General features: G+C 56.7%; 1 protein-coding gene. It reads right to left on the bottom strand.

Annotated elements, in window-relative coordinates; translation table 11 throughout:
• Window positions 1-223 precede the first annotated feature (223 nt).
• Complete coding sequence (locus tag HVA01_RS17320) at window positions 224-1,663, bottom strand: IS1380 family transposase (RefSeq protein WP_146876702.1); 1,440 nt, start codon at window positions 1,661-1,663, stop codon at window positions 224-226.
• Window positions 1,664-1,726 lie beyond the last annotated feature (63 nt).

Below are 1,726 nucleotides of genomic sequence, written 5' to 3'. Positions count from 1 at the left end.
CCCGCCTTATTCACCTAAGCGTTCTCAGCGGCCTAATTGGATCTATTTTTCTCGTTTTGGCATCGCCTAACGCCAGGTGGCTGACATTGGCGCCGGACTTTATTGCTTAGGGCTATATGTTAGCTGCCTTTTTATTGCATTCTGCTATGAATGACCGTCATTCAGCCAGACGGCTTCCTCGGCCATTAACCGATTCATCTCTAAGGCATTGGTAGTGGCGGGATTAGCCTGGCAAAGGCGGTAGTCGTCGGATACCCGGCAGTAGACGAGGCCACCATTTATTGGCAGCGGCACTCAAGCGCATGCGCACTTTTCGTGCATGAACCGTGAACGTTGCCCCGACCTTCAGCACTTGCTCGCGTGTCTTGACCAGACTCCAGCCTTGTCCGGTACGGCGCTCCATCACGCCGCGGACACAGTGCAAGACCTGATAGGCATAGAGGCTTAGGAGTAAATTCACTTGGTTGCGAGCCATCACCTCTTGCACCGTTAACGTGCCGCGATCCGTCGATGACAGATGTAGATTGAGCGCTGTCTTGAGCTCGCCCATGTGAGCTTCGGCCTTGCCGCGCTGGCGGTAGAGAGCCAGTACTTTCTCAGGGGGGTAGTGATAGCGGTCAAGATTGGTCACTAGGAAGAACGTATTGAGCAGCAAGTCATTGGGGTTCTCCTGCACGATCAGCACCACGCGGCGCGGTGATGCCCAGCTTTGGGCTTGGTATTCCAGATCGTGGTACCACTCGCGCGGCACCTCCGGTGGACGCCCGGCAGGCCGGTTAAGATAGGGGCTTGCCTTTTCCTGTAGAACAGCGTTGCTTTTCAAGCGTCCGAGGTAGGCGATCGCGTGGTCATCAAGCGCTTGAAGCGTCACCCCATCGGTAAAACCGGCATCCAGCCGCACGCGGAACTGGCTCACATCACGGTTCATGCCATCCATTAGGCGTTGAATGAGGTGCGGGATCCAGGTATCAGCATGTTGTGCTGACCCGGCATTGCCTTCACGTAGCAGACCGCCGACCATGTCACCGGTCTCAGCGATGGAGGCAATGAGCGGCGAATAGATGCGTGCGCCTGCGTACCCGTTATAGTCGCTGCCGCCCTGGTGGCCGAAGACCTCGATTGGCAAGCCGTCGACATCCAGGGTGACAGGCTGATCAGCACGATACGTGCCCACCTCAGGGAGGCATTGCAAACGCCAGATGGCAAGGTGTAACAAGCCTTCATGAACGGTGTCGATGTTGCGTGGGTGGCTGAGGCAAGTGATCAGCCGAGAGAGCGTGGCCTGCGACGGGCGCGGCATGTTTAAAGGCGATAAACCGCGGGCATCGCTACAGGCGAGTTGCCAAAGCGGGTCGCTGCCAAGCAAGGCGGTATCGCTCAGATCCTCCCAGCCCATAGCCCGCTGCAGCACGACGGTGCGTATCTGGCTGGCCAGCGAATGACGGACGCGTAAGGGGTTGCGCGTATCCACCAAGTGCTTCTCAAGTGCAGCGATGACGCCGCTGTTGTCGAGCGCTTCACGCAGCACCAGGCCACCGGCATCGCTGGTGGTGGCATCATGGCTGAATTGAACGTGAACAGAGCCATTGAATGAAGTTGCCGAAGACGCTACGCTTTCACCCATAGTGGATGGCCTCCTGGAATCATGTTCTTGCTGGAACACATTGATTATCCAAGAGATTACCATCCACTATTTTTGTTTTTAAGCCCTCCACGTGAATAAGGC

The sequence above is a fragment of the Halovibrio variabilis genome (assembly GCF_007991175.1).
Classification (GTDB): Bacteria; Pseudomonadota; Gammaproteobacteria; order Pseudomonadales; family Halomonadaceae; genus Vreelandella; species Vreelandella variabilis.
The sequence above is the reverse complement of the archived record's forward strand: the minus strand, read 5'-3'. Positions and strand labels throughout refer to the sequence as shown.